Annotated in this window: 12 protein-coding genes and 3 tRNA genes; 9 read left to right on the top strand and 6 right to left on the bottom strand. The window is 58.0% G+C overall.

The window, feature by feature from the left end:
• The first annotated feature begins 72 nt into the window (after positions 1–72).
• A complete protein-coding gene (locus ACJO5Y_RS05125; protein WP_406985349.1) occupies positions 73–2,103 on the top strand; it encodes a methyl-accepting chemotaxis protein in 2,031 nt (676 codons plus the stop codon).
• Between the two features lie 15 nt (positions 2,104–2,118).
• Here ACJO5Y_RS05125 and ACJO5Y_RS05120 read toward each other — a convergent pair whose 3' ends face one another.
• The 5 genes from ACJO5Y_RS05120 to ACJO5Y_RS05100 form a co-directional block, all read right to left on the bottom strand.
• On the bottom strand, positions 2,119–2,676 hold the full coding sequence (locus ACJO5Y_RS05120; protein ID WP_406985348.1) for a cob(I)yrinic acid a,c-diamide adenosyltransferase: 558 nt from the start codon (positions 2,674–2,676) through the stop codon (positions 2,119–2,121).
• Positions 2,676–3,659, bottom strand: a complete 984-nt coding sequence (locus ACJO5Y_RS05115) for a ketopantoate reductase family protein (protein ID WP_406985347.1) — start codon at positions 3,657–3,659, stop codon at positions 2,676–2,678. The genes ACJO5Y_RS05120 and ACJO5Y_RS05115 overlap by 1 nt, the downstream gene beginning before the upstream one ends.
• 3 nt (positions 3,660–3,662) lie before the next feature.
• The gene (locus ACJO5Y_RS05110) at positions 3,663–6,515 is read right to left on the bottom strand and encodes a valine--tRNA ligase (protein ID WP_406985346.1); all 2,853 of its coding nucleotides are present in this window, start codon (positions 6,513–6,515) and stop codon (positions 3,663–3,665) included.
• 315 nt (positions 6,516–6,830) lie between these two features.
• Entirely contained in the window at positions 6,831–7,346 is a 516-nt protein-coding gene (locus tag ACJO5Y_RS05105) for a DNA polymerase III subunit chi (protein ID WP_406985345.1), read from the bottom strand.
• Positions 7,333–8,826, bottom strand: coding sequence for a leucyl aminopeptidase (locus tag ACJO5Y_RS05100; protein ID WP_406985344.1), 1,494 nt, complete (start codon positions 8,824–8,826; stop codon positions 7,333–7,335). Before ACJO5Y_RS05100 ends, ACJO5Y_RS05105 begins: the two co-directional genes overlap by 14 nt.
• A 224-nt stretch (positions 8,827–9,050) precedes the next feature.
• Here ACJO5Y_RS05100 and lptF point away from each other — a divergent pair, with 224 nt between their 5' ends.
• Positions 9,051–10,148: an LPS export ABC transporter permease LptF gene (lptF, locus tag ACJO5Y_RS05095; protein ID WP_406985343.1), complete on the top strand. Its 1,098-nt coding sequence runs from the start codon at positions 9,051–9,053 to the stop codon at positions 10,146–10,148.
• Positions 10,141–11,202, top strand: coding sequence for an LPS export ABC transporter permease LptG (gene lptG, locus ACJO5Y_RS05090; RefSeq protein ID WP_406985342.1), 1,062 nt, complete (start codon positions 10,141–10,143; stop codon positions 11,200–11,202). The genes lptF and lptG overlap by 8 nt, the downstream gene beginning before the upstream one ends.
• Before the next feature lie 20 nt (positions 11,203–11,222).
• Here lptG and ACJO5Y_RS05085 read toward each other — a convergent pair whose 3' ends face one another.
• The gene (locus ACJO5Y_RS05085) at positions 11,223–11,759 is read right to left on the bottom strand and encodes an RDD family protein (protein ID WP_406985341.1); all 537 of its coding nucleotides are present in this window, start codon (positions 11,757–11,759) and stop codon (positions 11,223–11,225) included.
• 130 nt (positions 11,760–11,889) lie between these two features.
• On the opposite strand from ACJO5Y_RS05085, the gene alaS reads away from it, so the two are divergent.
• From alaS to ACJO5Y_RS05055, 6 genes are all read left to right on the top strand, one after another.
• Complete coding sequence (gene alaS, locus ACJO5Y_RS05080; RefSeq protein ID WP_406985340.1) at positions 11,890–14,520, top strand: alanine--tRNA ligase; 2,631 nt, start codon at positions 11,890–11,892, stop codon at positions 14,518–14,520.
• Positions 14,521–14,622: 102 nt separating this feature from the next.
• Complete coding sequence (locus ACJO5Y_RS05075; RefSeq protein ID WP_406985339.1) at positions 14,623–15,858, top strand: aspartate kinase; 1,236 nt, start codon at positions 14,623–14,625, stop codon at positions 15,856–15,858.
• A 180-nt stretch (positions 15,859–16,038) separates the two neighbouring features.
• Complete coding sequence (gene csrA / locus ACJO5Y_RS05070; RefSeq protein ID WP_406985338.1) at positions 16,039–16,236, top strand: carbon storage regulator CsrA; 198 nt, start codon at positions 16,039–16,041, stop codon at positions 16,234–16,236.
• Between the two features lie 128 nt (positions 16,237–16,364).
• A tRNA-Ser gene (locus ACJO5Y_RS05065) sits at positions 16,365–16,454 on the top strand.
• A 62-nt stretch (positions 16,455–16,516) separates the two neighbouring features.
• Positions 16,517–16,593: transfer RNA gene (locus ACJO5Y_RS05060), tRNA-Arg, on the top strand.
• Between the two features lie 77 nt (positions 16,594–16,670).
• Positions 16,671–16,747, top strand: a tRNA-Arg gene (locus ACJO5Y_RS05055).
• Positions 16,748–17,024 lie beyond the last annotated feature (277 nt).

Genomic DNA, 17,024 nt, shown 5'->3' with positions numbered 1-17,024 from the left:
TTTTAAGACTTTAGTCGACAACATAAAAAAGAATAAAACATTTTTCCAAAGAAGCACCGTGCGGGGTCAAACGTGAACCAATTAATCAAACCTGCAGTTGCACTGATGAATCGACTGCCGATGTTCTACAAGTTCAGTCTGATCAGTGTGTTGTTCCTGCTTCCCATTGGCGGCCTGTCCTGGCTGGTCATCAGCGAACTGAACCGTTCGGTGGAAACCATGACCCGGGGCGTGGAGGGTCTTGAGCAACTGGAACAGGTCAATCATCTGCTGGATGCCGCGTTTGATTACCGGGACTATCGTGCGCCGGGTAAAGTCCGGGATGAAGCCGAACTCCTGACAAGATCCGACGAAGCCGCCGAAACCATCAGCCGTATCCTGGAAGACCTGGCCTCCCGTGAGCTGGCGTTTGACACGGCCGGCAACTGGAACCAGCAGATAGTCCAGCTGCAGGAAGAGTGGCAGGCACTCAGAAATTCAGACAGTTATCAGGGCAACCTGGATCCACAGTTCAAGTATTATCAGGAGTTCGTGCAGAAAGTACGGGCTATGTTGTCCGCTACCATAGAAATCTCCGGTCTCGGTCAGGACGCCTCCCGGGATAACCTGCTGTTGCTTGGGCTGGTGAGGGAATCCCTGCCAAATGCCCGGCATGTGATTGGTCGTGCCAGGGCATTTGGCACATTCGCCCTGGTCGATGGGCAGGTGGGTTACAACCTGAGCGATGGTCTGAACGAGATTTACGATGCACTGACCAACCGGGCCTCTTTGCTGGCGCCCGCCTTGTCAGTGGCCCAGAACGCCTCACCGAGACTGGCGAAAGAGGCGGGCAACACGGTTGAAAGCATCGGCAATGGCCTGGCGGTGGTCCGGGACGAGCTGGACATCAACATCATCACGCCGATGCGGCTGGAAATGCCCTGGCGGGAATTTGATGCCCTGGTGGCCGCTGAGCTGGCGCATTACGATACCCTCACTGGTGTTATCTTCGACGTGGTGGGGGACAACCTGACCTCCAGGCTGGAAAGCGAGGTTCGTCAGCGGCAACTGATCGTCGTAGCGCTGGTTATTGTTCTGTTGGTGGTGGTCTACCTGTACATTGGTTTTTTCATGTCGGTACGTACGGCCATCAACCGTTTCGGCGAAGCCGCACGGATGGTCGCCGCGGGCGATATGACGGCTCACATCGAGCTTGATAACCGCGACGAGCTTGGTGAGCTGACGACCGAGTTCAACAACATGACCGACCGTATCGCCGAACTGGTTCGGTCGGTCAGTCGTACGACTTCCGATGTTGATCAGCAGGCCGCCCGGGTGAAGGACACAGCATCCGCCAACAGTGAGGCCGTGGCCCGCCAGATGGATGAGTCAGGGCAGATCAACGAAGCCATGAACCAGATGGTGGAAGCGGTCCATGAGGTTACGGAGAGTGCTCACCGGGTGTCTGATAGCGCCGGAATGGCAGAGAGTGACACCGAATCTGGTCGTCAGGTGGTGGCGGATACCGTGGAAACCATCAATCGACTGGCGACGGAGATTTCCGGGGCGGTGGACATTATCAATCGCGTGAGTGCGGACAGTGACAACATCAGCCAGGTTCTGGTTGAAATCAAGGCGATCGCTGAACAAACCAATCTGTTGGCGTTGAATGCCGCCATTGAGGCGGCCCGCGCCGGTGAACACGGGCGTGGATTTGCGGTCGTGGCGGATGAGGTTCGCTCCCTGTCCCAGCGAACCCACAAGTCCACCGAGGAAATAGAAGGCATGATTTCCCGTTTGCAGAGCGGTGTGAAAGATGCCGTCGGGGCCATGACCAACAGTCACGATGTGACTGAGACAACGGTTCGCAAATCTTCAGAAGTAACCGAAGCGCTGGATCGCATTGCCGGGGGTATTTCCACGATCGTGGATATGAGTCATCAGATAGCCCAGGCGGCGGAAGAGCAATCGGCGGTTGCCAGGAACGTGAACACGAACGTTGAAAGAATCAGTGATCTGGGCAAAGCCACGGCGGAGAATGCGGATGAGACGCTGGGCTCGGCACGACAGATGTCGGAACTGACCGCGTCCCTTCAGCGCCTGGTGGAGGCGTTCAAGGTCTAATGTTCAAGTCCGGCTTCAGAGGCCGGACTTTTTCTGCTCCCAAAGAATTTCTTTTCCGCCATTCCGGCGCGCAAGAACCCTGGCTACCACGAACAACAGATCAGACAATCGATTGAGGTATTGCCGGGATACGTTATTGATCGAGTCCTCATGACCGAGGGCGACGACGATCCGCTCCGCTCTGCGGCACACCGCACGGGCGAGGTGGCACTGGGCGGCTGCCGGTGTGCCGCCGGGAAGGATGAAGTTCTTCAGTGGGGGCAGGTTTTCGTTGTGCTGATCCAGAGTCGTCTCCAGCCACTCAATGTGTTCACTTCCGATCATCTGACTGCCGGGAATGGCGAATTCTCCTCCCAGGTCAAACAGGTGGTGCTGTATCCGTCGCAGGGTTTCCACCAGGGTGTCATCGGTATCCAGGCACTCAATCAGCAGACCGACGTGGCAGTTCAGTTCATCGGCAGTTCCCATCGCCTCAACCCGTAGTGCATTCTTGGCAATGCGGTTGCCGTCGGCAAGCCCGGTCGAGCCGTCGTCGCCGGTACGGGTATAGATCTTGGAAAGGCGGTTACCCATCAGGTTGCTCCTGGATGATTCGGTTGAGGTTTTTGCTGTGTCGCTGTCCGAAGTTCTACCCGTTCCGTCAGCATTTGGTTCACAGGTACCGCAAGGTTGTGGACACGTGCCCGGCTGACAATGTAGCCGTTGATGTAATCGATTTCCGTCGGTTTGCCCCGGCGCATATCGCTGCACATGGATGAGGTGTTCTTCGCGGTTTTCCTGGCAACGGCTTCTATCTGCGACTCCATGCCCTCCGGAGAGTGGGGTGACAGGCCCTCATGGTGCATCACGTCGGCCAGTTCAAGGCACAATTGCCGGATGGTGTCCCGGAACAGGGGGGCGTCGAGGATATCTCCGTTGGCGCAATCGAGTATGGCGGTATAGGGGTTGATCCCGGCATTGATGATCAGTTTGCCCCAGAGCCGTTCGAGGATATTTGGCTCTTCATGGATGATCAGTCCTGAGGTTTTCAGTTGATTGACGACGCTGGTAACGAGTGGTGAAGCGCTGTGTGTCAGGGCGCCAATCCAGGTTTCTCCCTGGCCGGCATGAACCGTGGTCTGGGTATCCGGGCGATTGGCGCCTTCCGTCGTGCTGGCGGCCATGATGGGGCGATCCGGCCATCGTTCAGCCACTGCCTGCTGGCTGCCCATACCGTTCTGGAACAATACCACGGGAACGGTCGGCTCCAGGTTCGGGAGGGAGGCTTCCAGTGCATCCAGCGTGTCACCCGCCTTGGTGGTGACGATCAGCGTATCGGGGGATTGGGTGCTCCAGTCCAGTGAGGGTAAGGTGACCGGGTGTTGGTCTCCGTGCCTGTCCTGAAAGCGATAGGTAAGATCTGGTGCACCTCTTCCCAAGGGCTCCCGGCGAGGAACATAAGCCACTGTTCCTGCGGGGAGAAGGGCGCCCCACAACCGGCCAAGAGAACCGGCACCGAGAATGGCGACCAGGCCACTCCCCTTGCCGGTTTGTGCTTGATGCCGGGCAACGGCCATGGGTTACATGGCCTCGATGTCAGCTCGCTGATCGCTGAGGCGTGTCAGACTACCCTGCGCATCCTGCAGCTTTTCCTGTTCCTTCTCGACCACTTCGGCAGGAGCCTTGGCGGTGAATTTCTCGTTGCCAAGTTTTCCTTCCAGGCGGCCAATCTCTTTCTGCAGCCGCTCCAGCTCCTTGTCCAGACGCTTGAGTTCGGCGTCCTTGTCAATCAGGCCGGCCATCGGCACAAGCACTTCCATTTCACCGACCAGTTGCGTGGCGGACATGGGCGCTTTGTCGCCTTCGAACCATTCCAGGCTTTCCAGCTTGGCCAGTGAGCTGAGGAACTGGCGGTTGTCGTCCATGCGGCGCTGGTCTTCCGCGTCTTTGCCGCGCAGCAGTACCGGGATTTTCTTTGCCGGAGAGATGTTCATCTCGCCACGAATATTGCGGACAGCAACGATGACCCCCTTCAGCCATTCAATGTCTGCCGCCACGGTTGTGTCCTGCTTGCTGCTGTCCGGCTGCGGGAAGGGCTGGAGCATGATGCTGTCACCGGTCTTGCCTGCCAGTGGGGCAATGCGCTGCCAGATTTCCTCGGTAATAAACGGCATGATCGGGTGGGCCAGGCGCAGGACGGCTTCCAGTACCCGCACCAGGGTGCGTCGGGTGCCACGCTTTGCTTCCGCACTGGCGTTATCATCGTTCAATGCCGGCTTGGACAGTTCCAGGTACCAGTCGCAGTATTCGTTCCAGATAAACTCGTACAGGGCGTGGGCCGCCAGGTCGAAGCGGTATTGTTCCAGGTAGCGGGTGACGTCCTGCTCGCACTTCTGCAACTCGCTGATGATCCAGCGATCCGCCAGGGACAGTTCCACCGGCTCGTTGTTGATACCACAGTCCTCGCCCTCGGTATTCATCAGCACGTAGCGGGCGGCGTTCCACAGCTTGTTGCAGAAGTTGCGGTAGCCTTCCAGGCGCTTCATGTCCCAGTTGATGTCACGGCCGGTGGTGGCCATGGCAGCCAGGGTGAAGCGCAGGGCATCCGTACCGTGGGCGGTAATGCCTTCCGGGAACTCTTTCTTTGTACGCTTGCCAATTTTCTCGGCCAGCTTGGGCTGCATCAGGTTGCCGGTGCGTTTTTCCAGCAGGTCGTCCAGGCCAATGCCGTCGATCATGTCCAGCGGGTCGATGACGTTGCCCTTGGATTTGGACATCTTGTCGCCGTGCTCGTCGCGGATCAGGCCGGTGACGTAGACGGTCTTGAACGGTACTTGCGGGGTGCCATCCTCGTTCTTCATGAAGTGCATGGTCATCATGATCATCCGGGCAACCCAGAAGAAGATGATGTCGAAGCCGGTGACCAGCACGTCTGTCGGGTGGAAGGTTTTCAGGCGTTCGGTGATTTCCGGCCAGCCCAGGGTGCCAAAGGTCCACAGGGCGGAGCTGAACCAGGTGTCGAGCACGTCGTCGTCCTGGTTCAGTTCCAGGTCGGCGGTGAGGCTGTACTTCTGGCGCACTTCTTCTTCACTGCGGCCGACATAGATATTGCCCTCGGCGTCGTACCAGGCGGGAATCCGGTGGCCCCACCACAGTTGGCGGGAGATGCACCAGTCCTGGATGTCCCGCATCCAGGCGAAGTACATGTTCTCGTACTGCTTGGGCACGAACTGGATGCGGCCGTCTTCCACCGCTTCGATCGCTGGCTTGGCCAGGGTCTTGGCGTCGGCGAACCACTGGTCGGTCAGCATGGGCTCGATGATCAGGCCGGAACGGTCACCGCGGGGGACGCTCAGCACGTGGTCTTCTTCGCGCTCCAGCAGGCCGGCTTCTTTCAGGTCCGCGACGATGGCTTTGCGGGCGTCTTCCCGGGTCAGGCCGGCGTAGGCGGCGGGCATGGTGCCATCGAGATCGTTGTTCTCGGTGCCGTCGCTGTTGAAGACTTCGGCCATGGTCCGGATGTTGGCATCCTGGGTCATGACGTTGATCATCGGCAGGTTGTTGCGTTTGCCAACGGCGTAATCGTTGAAGTCGTGGGCCGGGGTGATCTTGACGCAGCCGGAGCCTTTTTCCGGATCGGCGTGGTGGTCGGCGACTATCGGAATCTTGCGGTTTACCAGCGGCAGCATCACGTGTTTGCCGATCAGGTGCTGGTAGCGTTCGTCGTCCGGGTGTACGGCCACGGCGGTGTCACCCAGCATGGTTTCCGGGCGGGTGGTGGCGACGACGAGATAGTCTTTGCCGTCCTGGGTTTGGGCGCCGTCAGCCAGCGGGTAACGCAGGTGCCAGAAGAAGCCCTTTTCTTCCTTGTTCTCCACTTCCAGGTCGGAAATGGCGGTGTGCAGTTTCGGATCCCAGTTGACCAGGCGTTTGCCGCGATAAACCAGGCCTTCGTCGTAGAGGCGGATGAACACTTCCTGTACGGCTTTGTAGAAGCCGTCGTCCATGGTGAAGCGTTCGTTGTCCCAGTCTACGGAGTTGCCCAGGCGGCGGATCTGGCGGGTGATGGTGCCACCGGACTGTTCTTTCCAGTCCCAGATGCGTTTGATGAATTCTTCCCGGCCGAGGTCGTGGCGGGTTTTGCCTTCTTCGGCCGCCAGTTTGCGCTCGACGACCATCTGGGTGGCGATGCCGGCGTGGTCGGTGCCTACCTGCCACAGGGTGTTGTTGCCCTGCATGCGTTTGTAGCGGGTGAGGGTGTCCATGATGGTGTGCTGGAACGCATGGCCCATGTGGAGGCTGCCGGTGACGTTGGGCGGCGGGATGGCGATGCTGTAGGACTGTCCTTCACCGCTGGGGCGGAAGTACCCTTTGGATTCCCAGTTTTCGTACCACTGGCGCTCGATGTTTTCTGGCTGGTAGGTTTTTTCCATGGGTTTCTGCTGGTGACCGTTTGGTTGATTCACAAGGGAAAATTAAGACGCCTGATTATACATGCTCGCCGGGGGTGCGGCGAACCTTGGAGTTGGGTTCTGCTCCTAGCCTGCTGGTTCGGTGCAAGGCGGCGTTGGGGACAGCTTTCCAAAAACATCCATGTGCGCTTCTTTCGGGCCGTCCCTGGCCCTCAAGAGTTTTGGAAAGCTGTCCCCAACCCCGCCGGTCAGACCTTGTGGAGTCCGCCAGAGTTCAAGGGCAGCTGCAAACGTAGGTCGGGTTAGCGAAGCGTAACCCGACAACCCAACCCGAACTTACCCCCGCTTCCTCTGATCATGCACCCTCGGTTCAATCCCCAGAGCTCTCAACTGCTTGAAATGCGACCGCGCCTGATTGAGAGCATTCGGATCATTATGTGCCACCAAAGCAAGCCGCTTGAACCGATCAGCATCCGCCGGCAGGGTAGCCGATAGAATGATCACAGTATCCCAGTCCTCAGCCACCGGCGGGCAGAGCAGGATGCCAACCGGATCGGTGCAGGTAGTAGCGGAGTCAGGCACAACGCTGTGGGGAATGAACGCGTCCGGGCTGAAGGTCCACAGCAGGTCGTCCAGTTCTTCAGCCTGTCGGGCGGTGTCGCAGACGACGCACACGCGGTCGCCCTGCTGCCAGGCTTTGTCCACGAGTTTGGCGGCGTGGAGGTTGCGGGCGGCGGGGGTGTTCTGGGCGAGGATGTGGAACCAGTAGCGCTGGTTGCGGTCGCCTTGGCCGGAGGCACCGGCAGCGGGGCTGCCGGGTTCCGGGCGGTTTTCGGGGTTATTTTCCTGCATGGGACATCAGGTAGTCGACCAGCATGGGTACCGGGCGGCCGGTGGAGCCTTTGGCTTTGCCGGAGTTCCAGGCGGTGCCGGCGATGTCCAGGTGGGCCCAGCGGTATTCCTTGGTGAAGCGCGACAGGAAGCAGGCGGCGGTGATGGTGCCGGCGGGGCGGCCGCCGATGTTCTGCATGTCGGCGAAGTTACTGTCCAGCTGGCTCTGGTATTCATCCCACAGCGGCAGTCGCCAGGCGCGGTCGCCGGCACGTTCGCCAGCGGCCAGCAGTTCGTTGGCCAGTTCGTCGTTGTTGCTCAGCAGGCCGGTGGCGTGGCTGCCCAGGGCGATGATGCACGCGCCGGTGAGGGTGGCCATGTCGACGACTACTTCCGGGTCGAATTTTTTCACGTAGGTGAGGGCGTCGCACAGCACCAGGCGGCCTTCGGCATCGGTGTTGAGGATTTCGATGGTCTGGCCGGACATGGAGGTGACTATGTCACCGGGGCGGGTTGCGGTGCCGCTGGGCATGTTCTCGGCGGCGGCGATCACCGCGACGACGTTGATGTTCGGTTTGGTTTCGGCAATCGTCTGCATGGCGCCGAACACGGCGGCGGCGCCGCCCATGTCGTATTTCATTTCGTCCATGCCTTCGCCCGGCTTCAGGCTGATGCCGCCGGTATCGAAGGTGATGCCTTTGCCTACCAGCACGTAGGGCTTGTCCTTGGCCTTGCCGCCACGGTATTCCATAACGATCAGTTTGGCCGGCTGGGCGCTGCCTGCGGAAACAGACAACAGGCTGTTCATGCCCAGTTTCTTCATTTGTTTCTCGTCAAGGATCTCGGTCTTGATGACGTCATGGTCCTTGGCCAGTTGTTCTGCCCGCTCGCCCAGCCAGGTGGGGTGGCAGATGTTTGGCGGCGTGTTGCCCAGGTCGCGGGTGAAGTTCATGCCGCGGCCGGTTGCCAGGCCCAGGTTGAAGGCATCCTTCAGGGCTTTGCCTGCGGTAGTGGCAGCAACGATCACTTTGTTCAGCTTTCGCGCGCTGGGTTTTTCGCTCTTGAACTCATTGAACGTGTACAGCTGTTCTTCCAGGGTGCGACCAATCAGGTTGAGGCGGGCGCTTTCAGAGCTTACCGCCTCTTCGCCAGTGACGGGGGTATCCGCCAGGGCAATCAGGACGGATTTCGAGGCGCTGTCCTTCAGTTGGCCCATCATGGCGGTCAGGGCCTTACGGTAATTCGCCGGTGTACGGTCACTGTCGTTGCCGGTGCCAATCACCAGAATCCGTTGCCATGGCTGGTCTGCAACGGGGATCATCGCGGTAGTGGCGTTCTTGCCGGTAACGTCGCCGGCCTTCTGCAGTTTCTTTATCAGCCCGCCAAGAGCTTCGTCCGCCTGGGTGGTGCTGTCAGGCCAGTTACCTTTTTCAGGAAGGGCGATGACGAGGCAGTCGGCCTTGGTGCTGGTGATCGATTTACTGCTCAGGCTGAAGTTCATGGCAACTCCCTTGTTTGATTCTGGTTGAGTGCGGTTCTGATTGAGTGCGAATAGATGGTATAACCTTGCGGACAATGTCTCTAGCATTGGGGTTTCGGACGGATTTATCAAGCGGTGACAGTTCCTTAAGCTTCGGCACTGTCAATCAAGCCTGAGGTTACATAGAATAGCCCCGTCGTTTTTCCATCCACTGACAACGATCCGTTCCGGCCAGAGACAACGTTTTGAGCATCGTTTTCCGATACCTTACTCGCCAGACCATGATCAGCATGCTCGCCGTCTCCGGTGTGTTGCTGCTGGTCTTCATGAGTGGCCGGTTTATCAAGTATCTGGCTGAGGCTGCCGCCGGCGAACTGGCCGGGGACGTGCTGTTCCAGATCATGGCGTACCGGTTTCCCGGCTTCCTGGAGCTGATCCTGCCTCTCGGTTTCTTCATCGGTATTCTGCTCGCCTACGGGCGAATGTACCTTGAGAGCGAAATGACAGTGCTTTTTGCCTGTGGCATGAGCGATCGCCAGGTGCTCGGCAAAACCCTGCTGGCCAGTATACCGGTGATGCTGACTGTGGGAGCCATGAGTCTGTATGTCTCGCCCTGGGGCATGAAGCAGGTGGAGGCGATTTTTAATGAGCAGCGCAAGGCGACGGAGTTTGAAATGCTGGCCCCGGGGCGCTTTCAGGATCTGGAGTCTGGCGGTCGGGTTACCTATACCGAAGGGTTGAGTGATGACAAACGGGTGCTGGAGGGCGTGTTCATCGCGGAATACGGACGTGAAGGGCTGACCATCATCACCGCGGAGTCCGGTTCCCAACTGATTGATCAGGAGACCGGTAGCCGTTTCCTGATACTGGAAGAGGGCGGGCGCTTTGAGGGGTTGCCCGGTCAACTCAAGTATCAGGTGACGGGGTTTGATGCTTACGGGCTGAAAATCCAGACAGGTGCCGGCGGTGACAAGGAGTTGGAAGAGGGTGTCAGTACCCTGGACCTGATGGCGTCAGATAACCTGGAAGACCGGGCGTTGCTGCACTGGCGATTCACCTTGCCGCTGATTGTTCCCATTGTCACCTTGCTGGCGGTCCGGCTGAGCCGGGTGAATCCCCGCCAGGGTCGTTTCTTTCATTTATTGCCGGCGATGTTGGTTTACATCACCTATCTTGGCCTGCTGATCGTGGCCAGGGATGCGCTCGCCAGTGGCAAGGTGCCGGAGTGGATTGGCCTGTTGTGGGTGCACGTGATTTTCCTTGCCCTGGGGCTGTGGCTCCAGTTTGGCCCCGCCTGGATGTATAAGCGGCGCCTGATCAGGGAGGGCCGGTCCCGTGCATAAGATTGATCAATACGTCATGCGCACGGTTGGCGGAGCGATGTTCCTGGTCATGGTGGTCGTGCTCTCACTGGACCTCATTTTCGGTTTCATCGCCGAGCTGGATGACGCCCGTAACGATTACCAGACACTGCAGGCGTTGTGGTACGTGTTTATGACGCTGCCCCGCCGCATCTACGATTATCTGCCCCTGGGCGCCTTTATGGGATGCCTGGTGGGCCTGGGGGCGATGGCCAGTTCCTCGGAGCTGACGGTTATCCGTGCGGCCGGGGTATCCATCAAGCGCATTGTCTGGTCTGCAATGAAGCCTGCGCTGATTGTGGTGATGATCGGGCTGGTGATTGGTGAATACGTTGCGCCGCCGGCAGAACGCATGGCTCAGAGTCAGAAAGCGATTGCCCAGGGGGCGGGGGAAAACATTGCCACGGCATCGGGTATCTGGCATCGCGAGGGGGATGTGTTCATGCACCTCAACGCCGTCAGCCCGGATGGTGAACTGCAGGGCGTTTCCCTGTTCCGTTTCGATGCCGACCGCTGGATGCTCTCTGCCAGCTTTTCCGAGCGTGCGATCTATCAGGGCGATCACTGGCGGCTGGAGAATGTAAGCACCACTGTGATGGGTGAGGAACAGCTGACCCAGGAGGTCCACGAGACCCTGCGCTGGGAAACCGGGCTTTCCCCTGACGTACTGAGCGTGCTCATCGTCAAGCCGGAAAATCTGCCGATGACCGGGCTATATACCTACGCCAGTTACCTCGACCAGCAGGGACTGAGTTCGGCCAACTACTGGCTGGCGTTCTGGAAGAAAGTGCTGATGCCGCTGGGTACGGCGGTGATGGTGCTGGTGGCCATTTCCTTTATTTTCGGGCCCCTGCGTTCGGTGACCATGGGGTTCCGGGTCTTTACCGGTCTGATTGTCGGGCTATTATTCAAGTACATGCAGGATCTGCTTGGCCCGATGAGTCTTGTCTTCGGCTTTAATCCGGTGCTGGCCATCCTGTTGCCCATCGCGATCAATGCCGCCGTTGGTGCGGTGTTGATGCGACGGGCGGGGTAAGACAGGGTGAGAAAGTAACGCTACTTTTTCTCGGGTTTGGGTACCCGGACCACCACGCTGCCAGAGATGCGGTCGGTAACGGACAGGCCGTTAATGGGCCAGAACAGGGACAGCATGGCCGGTAGGGTGATCATCAGGGTAATCACCCCCAGATAGTAAGAGGCCAGCAGCGTTACGAAGAAAACCGCTGCAGCTGTGGCGTAGCGGAGCAGGGCCTGTGACCAGCTCACGGAAGTGCCATCCAAATTCTCGATGCGAATGCGCCATACCTGCATGGCCAGCGTCTGGCCGGTGCGTGTCCAGAAATAGGCGAAAAACAGGTACAGCACCAGGAACAGGATAAACGTCAGCAGTGGATCGCCGCCCAGGGCGCCGCTTTCAGCCATTTCCTGATATCGATCCCACCCCGTCAGCCACCCGGCTATCATGGTGTAAATCCAGGTTGCGACCAGCAGCACGGCAATGCAGATCAACCCATCGTAAATAATGGTCAGAAGTCGTTTAATAAACGTGGCGGGTGGCAGCAATTCCTCGGCGTCATGAAAGCGTCGGGGCATGGGGTCTCCTGTGATGTTTCACGTTTTTCCTGTTCTCGGCGTGTGCTAGAGTAGCGGATTTGCACACGCATGTAAGTATGTGTTCTCAATCGTGGACCCCGACGGGTTTATAGAAGGGTATCAAAGGGCTATGAAAACCGCAGAGTTGCGACAGGCGTTTCTGGACTATTTCAAGCAGCAGGGGCACGCCATTGTGCCAAGCAGTTCGCTGGTACCGGCGGACGATCCCACCCTGTTGTTCACCAACGCGGGGATGAACCAGTTCAAGGATCTGTTCCTTGGCCGTGAAGAGCGCGATTACACCCGTGCGACTACCTCCCAGAAATGCGTGCGTGCCGGCGGCAAGCACAACGACCTTGAGAACGTCGGTTACACCGCGCGTCACCACACCTTTTTTGAAATGCTGGGTAACTTCAGCTTCGGTGACTACTTCAAGCGCGAAGCGATCAACTACGCCTGGACCTTCCTGACCGGCGACGACTGGCTGAAACTGCCAAAAGACAAGTTGTGGGTGACCGTCTACGCATCGGACGACGAGGCCTACGACATCTGGAACAAGGAAATCGGCGTTCCGGCGGAGCGCATCGTGCGCATTGGTGATAACAAGGGCGCGCCCTATGCCTCCGACAACTTCTGGCAGATGGGTGATACTGGCCCTTGCGGCCCCTGTACCGAAATTTTCTACGACCATGGCCCGGACGTGGCCGGTGGCCCTCCCGGCAGTCCGGAAGAAGACGGCGACCGTTACATTGAAATCTGGAACGTGGTCTTCATGCAGTACAACCGCACGGCTGACGGTGAAATGCTGAATCTGCCGAAGCCCTCGGTGGATACCGGAATGGGGCTTGAGCGCATTACCGCTGTACTGCAGGGCGTGCACAGCAACTACGAAATCGACCTGATGCAGGACCTGCTGGAAGCCGCCTCCGGGATTCTGGGCGGTGTGGCCACCACCGAGGCATCGCTACGGGTGGTCGCTGACCATATCCGGTCCTGTGCGTTTCTTATTTCCGACGGCATTATGCCTTCCAATGAAGGTCGTGGCTTTGTTTTGCGCCGGATCATTCGCCGTGCCGCACGTCATGGTAACAAACTGGGCGCCACCCAGCCGTTCTTCTACAAACTCACCGGTGCCCTGGTGGAGCTGATGGGCGATGCCTATCCCCAGCTGGTCAGCAGCCGCAAGCAGATTGAAAAGGTGTTGTTGCAGGAAGAAGAGCAGTTTGCCAAGACCCTGGACAAGGGGCTGCGTTTGCTGGAGCAGGACATCGCGGAACTCAAGGGCGACGTCATTCCTGGTGAGACGATTTTCACCCTGTATGACACTTACGGTTTCCCGGTGGACCTTACCAACGATATCGCTCGCGAGCGTGGCCTGACCCTGGACTATGAAGGCTACGAAAAGGCCATGGAAAGTCAGCGTGAGCGCGCCCGTGCCGCCAGCAAGTTCGGCATTGATTACAACGCCGCCGGCCTCTCCATTGAAGGCAAGACGGAGTTTACCGGTTACGAGCAGATTGATGGCCATGAAACCATTCGCACCGTGATTGTGGGCGATGAAGAAAAAGCGGCCGAAGCCGGGGACGAAGCGGTTGTGGTGCTGGAACGTACGCCGTTCTATGCGGAATCCGGTGGTCAGGTAGGTGATACCGGCCTGTTGACCTGGAGTGGTGGCCGTTTCCAGGTCACCGATACCCGCAAGGAAGGGGATAACCACCTGCATATTGGTACCGTCATTGAAGGCGAGCTGTTCTCCGGGCTGGAAGTAGACGCCCGTATCGATCACGCCCGCCGCGAGCGCACCAAGCGCAACCATTCCGCCACCCATCTGTTGCATGCCGCACTGCGGAATGTGCTGGGCGAGCATGTTAGCCAGAAGGGCTCACTGGTGGACCCGGATAAACTGCGTTTCGACTTCTCTCACTTTGAGGCTGTTACGCCGGCGCAGTTGAAGGAAATTGAACGTCAGGTGAATGAACAGATTCTCGCTAACACGCCGGTGCAGACGGAAGTCACCGACATGGAGCAGGCTCAGACAAAAGGTGCAGTGGCACTGTTTGGTGAGAAGTACGGCGACACCGTGCGGGTGCTGAGCATGGGCTCCGATAACTTTTCCGTCGAGCTGTGTGGTGGAACCCATGTGGCGCGCACCGGGGATATTGGCCTGTTCCGCATCACCTCGGAAAGCGGCATTTCCTCAGGGGTTCGCCGTATTGAAGCCGTCACCGGCTTTGGCGCCCTGGAGTGGGTGGACGAAACCGAGCAAACCCTGAAGCAGGCCGCCGGGCTGGTGAAAGGGGCCAGGGAATCGCTGATCGAAAAAGTTCAGCAAACCGTGGATCGTAACCGGCAGCTGGAAAAAGAAGTGACAGCCCTCAAGGCCAAGCTGGCCAGCTCCGCCGGTACCGATCTGGCAGGTTCCGCGGTTGAGGTGGGCGGTCTGAAAGTGGTGGCTTCCGAGCTGGAAGGCGCTGACCGCAAGGCATTGATGGAAACGGCGGATCAGCTGAAGAACAAGCTTGGTGAAGGGGTTGTAGTGCTGGCCAGTGTCGAAGATGGCAAGGTCACGCTGGTTGCCGGTGTCACCAAGTCTGCCACTGGCAAGATCAAGGCCGGCGATCTGATGAAGCATCTCGCGGCACAGGTTGATGGCAAAGGTGGTGGTCGTCCGGATATGGCCCAGGGGGGTGGTAACGACCCTTCAAAGTTGGCGGACGCCCTGGCAGGGGTGCCTGGCTGGGTTAAGGAAAATATTGCATAGGCAACTGTTGTGACAGCGGGCGGGCGTTTATAATCCTGCCCGTTTGATGTTAAGTGGCGGGGCAGGCCCCGTCTTCGTCCTATTCTGGATACCGGGAAGAAAATGGCTCTGTTGGTTCAGAAATTCGGTGGTACATCGGTAGGGACTACCGAGCGTATTCAGGCGGTGGCCGAGAAAGTGGCTCGCTTCCGCCATGAGGGGCATGATGTGGTTGTGGTGGTGTCCGCCATGAGCGGTGAAACCAATCGCCTGATCGCATTGGCAAATGACATTATGGAAGAGCCCACGCCCCGGGAAATGGACGTGCTGGTATCGACCGGTGAGCAAGTGACCATTGCGCTGCTGTCGATGGCATTGCAGAAGTTGGGGTGTACCGCGCGATCCTATACCGGGTCACAGGTCCGCATCGTGACCGACAGCGCCCATACCAAGGCCCGCATCAAACAGATTGACGAGCAGCGCATGCGGGAAGATCTGGATGCGGGCAGGGTGGTTGTGGTTGCCGGCTTCCAGGGCATCGACGAAACCGGCAATATCACCACACTCGGTCGTGGCGGCTCGGATACCACAGCGGTGGCGCTTGCTGCGGCATTGAAGGCGGATGAGTGCCAGATCTATACCGATGTGGATGGGGTCTACACGACCGATCCCCGGGTTGTCGACAGTGCGCGGCGGCTTAAGCAAATTACCTTTGAGGAAATGCTGGAAATGGCCAGCCTGGGCTCCAAGGTATTGCAGATCCGTGCTGTTGAGTTTGCAGGTAAGTACAATGTTCCGTTAAGGGTTCTTTCCAGCTTCCAGGAAGGTGAAGGCACCCTGATTACTCTTGAGGATGATGACGTCATGGAACAACCGGTCGTTTCCGGCATCGCTTTCAATCGCGACGAAGCCAAGGTCACTATTTCCGGTGTGCCCGATACACCCGGCAGTGCTTTGCGTATACTGAAACCAGTCAGTGACGCAAATATTGAAGTTGACATGATCGTGCAGAACGTCGGTGAGGACAATCGCACCTCCTTTACCTTTACGGTTCACCGTAATGACTTCAAGCGGGCGCAGGACGTGCTGCGGGGCGTGGCTGATGAGTTGGGCGCCCGGGACGTCGGTGGCGACAGCAAAATTGCCAAGGTCAGCATTGTCGGTGTCGGTATGCGTTCCCACGCAGGCGTTGCAACCAGGATGTTTGAAGCTCTCTCCCATGAGGGTATCAATATTCAGATGATCTCCACGTCCGAAATCAAGATTTCCGTGGTGATTGATGAAAAGTATCTCGAGCTTGCGGTTCGTGCCCTTCACAGCGCATTCGAACTGGACAAGCCTGGGGTTGAAGAAGCCTGATCAAGCGAAGCACAGGTCGGTTCGCTCAGGTTATCTGAAAAAAGGGCGTCATTTGCTGTGCCTTTGATGCGCTTGATCCGTATAAGGGATTGTGCGTCTTTTGAGAGGCAAGTGGCCCCACTATAAAAGCAGGAAGTTCATTTTTCGGAACAGGTAGCTCTGAACAAGGGAGAACAGGATATGTTGATTTTGACTCGCCGCGTTGGCGAAACTCTGATGGTGGGTGACGAAATTACCGTTACCGTACTCGGAGTGAAGGGGAATCAGGTACGAATCGGTGTCAACGCCCCCAAAGAAGTGGCAGTACATCGTGAAGAGATTTATCAGCGTATTCAGAGCGAAAAAGACTCTGACGGGCCGGAGCCCGGCAACAGCTGAGACGTCTGAAAAGCCGTTCAAGGGAAACCTGAACGGCTTTTTTTCTGCCTGCCTGAAATGAGATGCAAAAAACTTGTGTCAACCCTATGAAAACAGAAAAATTATGGTAGTATACGCCCCGTTCTCAAGGAGAGGTGGGTGAGTGGCTGAAACCAGTTCCCTGCTAAGGAACCGTACGAGCAATCGTACCGAGGGTTCGAATCCCTCCCTCTCCGCCATTTTCCCTAGCGGAGAAACGAGAACAGGTTGAACTAGCACTCAACCTAATGCGATAAGATGCGCGGCTGTAGCTCAGCTGGATAGAGTACCTGGCTACGAACCAGGCGGTCGGAGGTTCGAATCCTCCCAGCCGCGCCATTTATCAAAAGGGCCAAAGGCCCGAATAATCCTCCCATTAGGCTAACCGCCAAATTGGACAAGGATTCACAGTTTAAGCGGCTGTAGCTCAGCTGGATAGAGTACCTGGCTACGAACCAGGCGGTCGGAGGTTCGAATCCTCCCAGCCGCGCCATATCAAGATCAGAACGCCTCAGTTTGTGCACCCCACAGGCTGAGGCGTTTTGCTTTGTACAGCTGGGAGGATTTGAACCGAAAGAGGTTCGACCGTAGCACACGAAGTGTGCGGAGGAACGTCGGAGCAAAGCGACGGCGGTCCCGAAGGGGTGAGGGCCAACGGCCCGAATAATCCTCCCCTCAGGCTAGTCGCCAAATTGGACAGGGGTTCACAGTTCAAGCGACCGGAGTTCAGACGCTCAACTGAAAGTGCCTCACCACCGTACTCCCGGTGA

The sequence above is a fragment of the Marinobacter alkalisoli genome (genome assembly GCF_045449855.1).
Classification (GTDB): Bacteria; Pseudomonadota; Gammaproteobacteria; order Pseudomonadales; family Oleiphilaceae; genus Marinobacter.
The sequence above is the reverse complement of the archived record's forward strand: the minus strand, read 5'-3'. Positions and strand labels throughout refer to the sequence as shown.